The organism is Streptomyces griseoflavus (genome assembly GCF_014649995.1).
GTDB classification, from domain to species: domain Bacteria; phylum Actinomycetota; class Actinomycetes; order Streptomycetales; family Streptomycetaceae; genus Streptomyces; species Streptomyces griseoflavus.
This window is the reverse complement of the sequence record NZ_BMUC01000015.1, coordinates 85,089-91,629: the sequence shown is the minus strand read 5'-3', so window position 1 is coordinate 91,629 and position 6,541 is coordinate 85,089. Positions and strand designations below refer to the sequence as shown.

Genomic DNA, 6,541 nt, shown 5'->3' with positions numbered 1-6,541 from the left:
GACGCGGGGTGGAGCAGCTCGGTAGCTCGCTGGGCTCATAACCCAGAGGTCGCAGGTTCAAATCCTGTCCCCGCTACAAAAGAGGGGCCCGGCATCAGCCGGGCCCCTCTCACGTTCCTCCGCCTCACTGCTGGACGAGGCCGGTCGTGTGAGCGTGGTTCCTCGCCCACCTCGCCGCCGGCCTCGGCGGGAGCAAACGTCGACCCAGGGCGAAACGCTTCAGGCCGTGGGCCCCTCAGCCTGTCTCAGACGAGTCGAGGCCCGTGTGGACCCGCCGCATCGTCTCCCAGGCGATCGTCATCGCCACCGGCCGCACCCACGGCGGCCGGGAAGTCGTCGGCGTCATCGTCGGAGCGATCCGCAGCGTCGTGCTCGGCTCCGCCCGGCAGCGCTGGTGTCGCTGCCGGCTGCCGGCCGGACCGGCGGCAGGTGGGTCCCCTGGAGGACCTCGACGATGACGTCGCCGTCAGCGCAGGCCGATGCGGACCAGGTACTCCGTGAGACCGTCCGCCGTCTCGGCAGCCCACCCGATGTAGCCGTCCGGTCGGACCAGGAACACCCCCTTCCCGTACGCACCGTGCTCCCGCCCGCGCACGACCCGCACCGCCCCGAGGCGCTCGTCCGGGGCTTCCGTGCCCAGCGCCAGCAGCGTCCAGTGCGGCCCCCGGAACGCGTCGAAGAGCCGTACGCCGTCCACCCTGCCGTCGGGCGCGCGGTCTCCGGCCCGCACCGCACCGGCCGGGGCGGTACGCGTCTCCGCGGTGAGGGACGACTCCGGGTAGCCCAGCGCCAGCTGCTGGGTCTCCTTCCCGCGCCGTACCTCGCCGCGGTGGACGCCGGTCGAGACGCCGAGCATCCGCGCGGCGACCGGGCGCCGCTCCTCCTCGTAGCTGTCCAGCAACGCGATCCGGGCGCCGCCGGTGAGAACCGCGCCCAGCTTCCAGCCCAGGTTGTAGGCGTCCTGGACACTGGTGTTCAGCCCTTGCCCGCCGGCCGGCGAGTGCACGTGCGCCGCGTCCCCGGCGAGGAACACCCGGCCAACGCGGAACCGGTCGGCCAGTGCCGCGCGCGGCCGGAAGTCGGAGGCCCAGCGCACCTCGGTCACGTCCTGGGCGGCGAGGTGCGTGCGGTCGGCGACGACCTTCCGTATGCCGTCCAGGGTGAGGTCCACCTCTGTTCCCTCGGGGAGCTCGGCGGTCAGCTGGAAGTCCTCGGTGCCGGCGAGGGGGCAGAGAGCGAGGCGGCCACCGGCCTCCTCGGCCGGGAAGAAGTGCCAGTTGTCGCGGTCCAGGCCGTCGATCCGGACGTCCGCCACCAGCATCGGGCGTGGATCGACCGTCTCGCCGGTCATGCCGACGCCGAGTGCCCGCCGCACGGCCGACCTGCCGCCGTCGGCGGCGACCGCGTACCGGGCGTGGACGGTCCCGCCGGAGGCGAGGTGCGCGGTGACGCCGTTCGCGTCCTGGAGGACGCCGACGACCTCCCGGCCGAAGGCGACCTTGCCGCCCAACTCCTCCAACCGGTCCCGCAGGATTTCCTGGGTGCGCCACTGCGGCACCATCCACGGCTCGGTGTACGGCGTCTCCTCGCTCGCCGGGAGCGGCTCGAACATCCGGTGCTCGCCGGCCCGCCGCCCGCCCCTCCAGATCATCCCGACGGGGTAGGTCCCACCGGCCGCGCGGATGGCGTCGAGGACGCCCAGGTCGTCGAAGACCTCCATCGTCCGGGGCTGGAAGCCCTTGCCGCGTGAGCCGGGGAACAGCGTTCCGTCCCGCTCCACCACGAGCGCGTCCACACCGCGCCGGGCCAGGTCGATGCCGAGCGTGAGACCGGTGGGGCCCGCGCCGACGACCAGAACGTCCGTGTTCATCCCACTCCCCCTTAACGTTGTTAAGTGATGCTGGATGCCGAGCATCTCCTTAACGCTGTTAAGCTGTCAAGCTGTGCGGGTGGAAAAGGAACGACGCGCCCCCCTCGACCGCAGGCGAGTCGCGGACACGGCGCTGGAACTGCTGAACGAGGTGGGCCTGGACGGCCTCACCCTGCGCGCCATCTCCAGGGAGCTGGACGTCAAAGCGCCCGCCCTGTACTGGCACTTCAAGGACAAACAGGCCCTGCTCGACGAGATGGCGACCGAGATGTACCGCCGGATGGTCGCCGGCGCCGCGCTCGACCCGGGCGACACCTGGCGGGAGCGGCTGCTCAAAGCCAACCGGGGTCTGCGCGCGGCGCTGCTCGGCTACCGCGACGGCGCGAAGGTGTTCAGCGGGTCACGCTTCACCAGCCCGGAGCACGCCGAGCAGTTGGAGGACAACCTGCGCCTGTTCACCGCCGCGGGCCTCAGTCTCGCCCAGGCGGTCCGGGCGTTCACGACGGCGTACCTCTTCACCCTCGGCTTCGTCACCGAGGAACAGGGTGCCCAGCCTCTGCCCGGTGAGCTCCCCGAGGGCTTCGACCTGGTGGCGGAACGCGCCCGCCGACTGGCCGGATACCCACTGACAGCGGCGGCGGGCGCGGAGCTCTTCACGGACTACGACCGGCACTTCGAGGAGGGACTGGAGCTGGTGATCGCGGGGATCGGGGTGCGCTACGGCCTGGACTGAGCCGCCCCGCCCGCCGTCATCGACTGGCTGTGACGCGTTCCCGTGCAGTTGTGCAAGGGATGCACGATCCCCGCGCCATCAACCGCCGTACGCACGAGTGACGACGCATACCCTGAGCGACAGACTCGGCTGCTGAGGCCCGTAAGGGCCGTGGTCCGCTTCAGGACACGAGGCCCTGCCGGTACGCATAGACGACTGCCTGGACACGGTCGCGCAGGCCGAGCTTCGTGAGGATGCGGGAGACGAAGGTCTTGACCGTCTCCCGGCTGATCACGAGGGCCGCGGCGATCTCGTTGTTGGAGAGGCCGTCCGCGATGAGACGCAGAACCTCCAGTTCGCGGGGTGTCAGCGGGACGTCGGGCCGGTTGTCCTCGCTGGGGCGGATCCGGACGGCGTACCGGCCGACGAGCTGGCGCGTCACCTCGGGGTCCAGCAGCGCGGCTCCGGCCGCCACGGTCCGGATTCCGTGCAGTAGTTGGGCCGGAGGTGCGTCTTTGAGGAGGAAACCGCTCGCGCCCGCGCGGAGCGCCTCGTAGACGTATTCGTCGAGGTTGAACGTCGTCACCACGAGCACTTTGACGGGCTGAGGTACGCCGGCGCCGGCCAGGAGGCGGGTGGCCGAAATGCCGTCGAGGCCGGGCATGCGGATGTCCATCACCACGACATCCGGGCGGAGTTCTGCGACGAGGTCGACGGCGGTCTGCCCGTCCCCGCACTCGGCCGCTACCTCGAGATCGGGCTGGGCGTCGATGATCGTCGCCAGTCCGGTGCGGATCAACATCTGGTCGTCGCAGATCAGGACGCGGGTGGGTGCGGTCACGATGGTGTCCCGGCGGGTATGTGGGCGCGGACGATGAAGCCGCCGTCGTTCTGTTCCTCCGCGTGGAAGTCGCCGCCGAGGACGTTGACCCGTTCACGCAGACCGGCCAGGCCGCGTCCGCTCCCGGAGAGTGCGGGGGCCTGCGAGCCGGAACCGGCCGTGCCGACCTCCACGGTGATCTCTCCTGAGCCATGGCGTACCCGGACTGAGGTGCGGCTGCCGTGAGCGTACTTGAGCGCGTTCGTCAGGGATTCCTGTACCACCCGGTAGGCCACGAGGTCCGCGCTGCCGGTCGACTCGGCCGGTGTGCCCTCCTCAGTGAACTCCACGGGCTGACCCGCCTGCCGTGTCTGTTCGACCAGGGTGAGGAGCCGGCCGGCCGCTGGGATCCCGGGCTCGGTGCCGTGGTCGGGATTGAGCAGGTCCAGCAGGTGCCGCAGGTCCGTGATGGCCCGGCGGCCGGTGTCGGTGACGGCTGTCAGGCTCTGGTCGAGGCGGTCGGGGACGGCGGTCAGATAGCGGGCCGCCTCAGCCTGGACGACCATCGCGGTCACGTGGTGGGTCACCACGTCGTGAAGTTCGCGGGCGATGCGGGCGCGTTCGGCGGCGCGGGTGTCCTCGGCGATACGATCGCGGCGCTCGGCCTCCAGGGCCCGCGTGTGACGCACCCACGCCCCGACGCCCCAGGAGAGCGCCACGGCCAGGTAGAACGTCACGAATTCGCTGGGCGGTTCGCCAGGGCCGAGCCGGTGGAGCGCGACCGCCAGCGGGACATACGCCACGGAGGCGGCGATCGCGGTTGCGCGCCTGTGGTGTTCCAGATGGCTGGCCACGCTCACCAGCGCGATGGGCAGCGCGATGCCGGCGAGCGAGTGGTAGCCGCGGAGCTGGTCGAGGGCGAAGCCGACCGACACCATGGCGAAGCAGAGGGCGGGCCACCGCCGACGTCCGGCGAGCGGGAGGCACTGGAGGGCGATCGCTGCGAGCGCCAGGGCGTCGAAAGGGCGGGTCGGCAGGCCGCCGAGCTCCGTGCCGTTGTCGTGGTAGACCAGCGAGGCGGCGAACAGGACCACGGCGAGCGGGAGATACCAGAGTGCGGCGCCTGACCGGCGCCACAGTTCCTGGATCCGCGTAAGTCCGGTCACCGGGACAGTGTAGTGGGGGTGGCGGCGACCCTGTCGGCGCGTCGACGGGGCACCAGGTTGCCGCGCTTACGGGCCAGCCACAGGAACCCGATCATCACCAGGACGCCGAACAGCACCGCGTACACGCTGCCTTCCGGTCCGAAGGCACCGCCGGTGACCCACGTCGGGCCCGACGTCACGGTGTCCAGCAGACCCTGCGGGGTGTCGTTGCCGGAGACCTCGGTGCTGAAGATGCCGGCCGCGGCGAAGTTCCAGCCGAAGTGGAGGCCGATCGGCACCCACAGGGTGCGGGTCGCGGCGTAGGCGGCGGCGAGCATGCCGCCGGCTTCGACCGCGATGGCGAGGGCGCCCCACAGGTGGGCGTCGGGGTTCAGCAGGTGCGAGAGGCCGAACAGCAGACCGGTCAGCGTGAGGGCGATCCAGGTGCCGGTGCGCTCCTCGATGATCCTGAACAGGATGCCCCGGAAGAGCAGTTCCTCCGTCACCGAGGCGGCCGCCATGAATCCGATCAGCCCCACGGCGCCGGACACCGAACCCAGGCCGTTGATCTCGTAGTGCGCGTTGACGTAGATGTTCGTGATGACGGCGCCGAACATCGCGACGCCGATCAGCATCCCCCGGCCGATCGCGGACCCCGCACCCTTGCGCTCCACTTCGGTGGCCGGGCGCCGTTCGGTCTTGCTGACCACCCATCCGTAGACCAGGACGGCGAGCACGGACACCAAGAGCCCGAAGACGAGCTGCAGCCAGGGGCTGTCCTCCACGGCGGCGACGAGCTGAGCACCGATCACGGAGACCACCGCGACGGCCGTCAGCTGCCAGACGAACCTCATGAACGCTCCTTCTCAGGATTCGCGGCCGGGGTGCCGCGAGGCCTCGAACGCTACGGACACGACGTCCGCGAATCGTCACCTCACGGTGGACACCTGCGCGTAGCTCGCGTGGGGGACAGGCGCTCCGACGCTCCGTTCGACTTGAACGTCGGCGCACCTGGCTGTCCGGAAGAGCGGCGAGGGGATGGTCCGGGCCCGAGCCGCCGAAGAAGCGGCGGTGCCGGCTTTCGCGCCCCTCGGCCGGGGCACTCGGACACGACCGGGCCGCGGCGCCCAGGCACCTCCCGCGCCAGGTCACGCCGCGTGTCCCGACGCAGCTTCACAGTCTCCGTCCGCGAAAGAGACACCATGGAATCTGTCACCCAACAGGACACCGCCAGGCACGGACGAGGCGGCGCGCCCATGAGCCGCGTGCTGGTGACCGGCTCGACGGATGGCCTCGGACGTGCTGCGGCGGACGCCCTGCTGTCCGATGGGCACGACGTGGTCGCGCACGCCCGCAACGAGGAACGCGCGATGGCCCTCGACACCCTGGCCGCTCGGGGAGCACGCATCGTGGTGGGCGACCTCACCGACCGTGACGCCGTACGGCGCATCATCGACGAACTGAACGCCGCCGAGCCGCTGGATGCGGTCATCCACAATGCGGGTGTGTGGAGTGGGCGTCCCGTCATGCCGGTCAACGTTGTGGCGCCGTACCTGCTCACGGCGCTCCTACGCGGCCCGCGCAGGCACGTCTACCTCAGCAGCGGCTCGCACTTCGGTGGACACCCGTCCTTGTCCGGCGTCGACTGGCGGGGCGCCACCGCGGGCTCGTACGCCGACAGCAAGCTGTTCGTCACGGCACTCGCCTGTGCGGTGGCCCGGCTGCGCCCCGGGGTGCCGAGCAACGCGGTGGACCCGGGCTGGGTGCCGACCAGGATGGGCGGGCCGAGTGCGCCGGACGACCTGGAGCTCGGCCACCGGACACAGGAATGGCTTGCGACGAGCGACGAACCGGAGGCCCTGACCACCGGTGGCTACTGGTACCACCGGCAGCGTCAGCAGCCGCACCGCGCGGTCCACGACGAGGCGTTTCAGGACCGCCTGCTGAGGGCGCTGGCCGAGGAGACCGGTACCGCGCTGTGACCCCGCGCGGGC

Annotated in this window: 6 protein-coding genes and 1 tRNA gene; 3 read left to right on the top strand and 4 right to left on the bottom strand. The window is 71.1% G+C overall.

Translation table 11 applies throughout. The features are described from left to right. Positions 1 to 2: 2 nt before the first annotated feature. Positions 3 to 76 (top strand) — tRNA-Met (locus IE172_RS26965). A 390-nt stretch (positions 77 to 466) separates the two neighbouring features. On the opposite strand, the gene IE172_RS26960 is transcribed toward IE172_RS26965, so the two are convergent. Then, positions 467 to 1,870, bottom strand: coding sequence for an FAD-dependent oxidoreductase (locus IE172_RS26960; RefSeq protein WP_190099913.1), 1,404 nt, complete (start codon positions 1,868 to 1,870; stop codon positions 467 to 469). Positions 1,871 to 1,949: 79 nt separating this feature from the next. Between IE172_RS26960 and IE172_RS26955 the strand changes: the two genes are divergently transcribed. Further along, positions 1,950 to 2,603, top strand: a complete 654-nt coding sequence (locus IE172_RS26955) for a TetR/AcrR family transcriptional regulator C-terminal domain-containing protein (protein WP_190099912.1) — start codon at positions 1,950 to 1,952, stop codon at positions 2,601 to 2,603. 160 nt (positions 2,604 to 2,763) lie between these two features. Here IE172_RS26955 and IE172_RS26950 read toward each other — a convergent pair whose 3' ends face one another. The 3 genes from IE172_RS26950 to IE172_RS26940 are packed head-to-tail and all read right to left on the bottom strand — an operon-like array spanning position 2,764 to position 5,401. Next, positions 2,764 to 3,423 carry a response regulator gene (locus IE172_RS26950; protein WP_190099911.1) on the bottom strand — a complete coding sequence of 220 codons (660 nt, stop codon included), beginning with the start codon at positions 3,421 to 3,423 and terminating at the stop codon, positions 2,764 to 2,766. Beyond that, positions 3,420 to 4,568: a sensor histidine kinase gene (locus IE172_RS26945; protein ID WP_190099910.1), complete on the bottom strand. Its 1,149-nt coding sequence runs from the start codon at positions 4,566 to 4,568 to the stop codon at positions 3,420 to 3,422. The genes IE172_RS26950 and IE172_RS26945 overlap by 4 nt, the downstream gene beginning before the upstream one ends. Further along, positions 4,565 to 5,401 (bottom strand): CPBP family intramembrane glutamic endopeptidase, encoded by an 837-nt coding sequence (locus IE172_RS26940; protein WP_190099909.1) that lies wholly within the window; start codon positions 5,399 to 5,401, stop codon positions 4,565 to 4,567. Before IE172_RS26940 ends, IE172_RS26945 begins: the two co-directional genes overlap by 4 nt. Positions 5,402 to 5,803: 402 nt before the next feature. Between IE172_RS26940 and IE172_RS26935 the strand changes: the two genes are divergently transcribed. Next, on the top strand, positions 5,804 to 6,529 hold the full coding sequence (locus IE172_RS26935) for an SDR family NAD(P)-dependent oxidoreductase (RefSeq protein WP_190099995.1): 726 nt from the start codon (positions 5,804 to 5,806) through the stop codon (positions 6,527 to 6,529). Positions 6,530 to 6,541: the final 12 nt, after the last annotated feature.

Excerpts from the sequence above, each read along its gene's own strand:
- IE172_RS26960 (WP_190099913.1), bottom strand. The coding sequence starts at position 1,870 with ATGAACACGGACGTTCTGGTCGTCGGCGCGGGCCCCACCGGTCTCACG.
- IE172_RS26940 (WP_190099909.1), bottom strand. The coding sequence starts at position 5,401 with ATGAGGTTCGTCTGGCAGCTGACGGCCGTCGCGGTGGTCTCCGTGATC.
- IE172_RS26935 (WP_190099995.1), top strand. The coding sequence starts at position 5,804 with ATGAGCCGCGTGCTGGTGACCGGCTCGACGGATGGCCTCGGACGTGCT.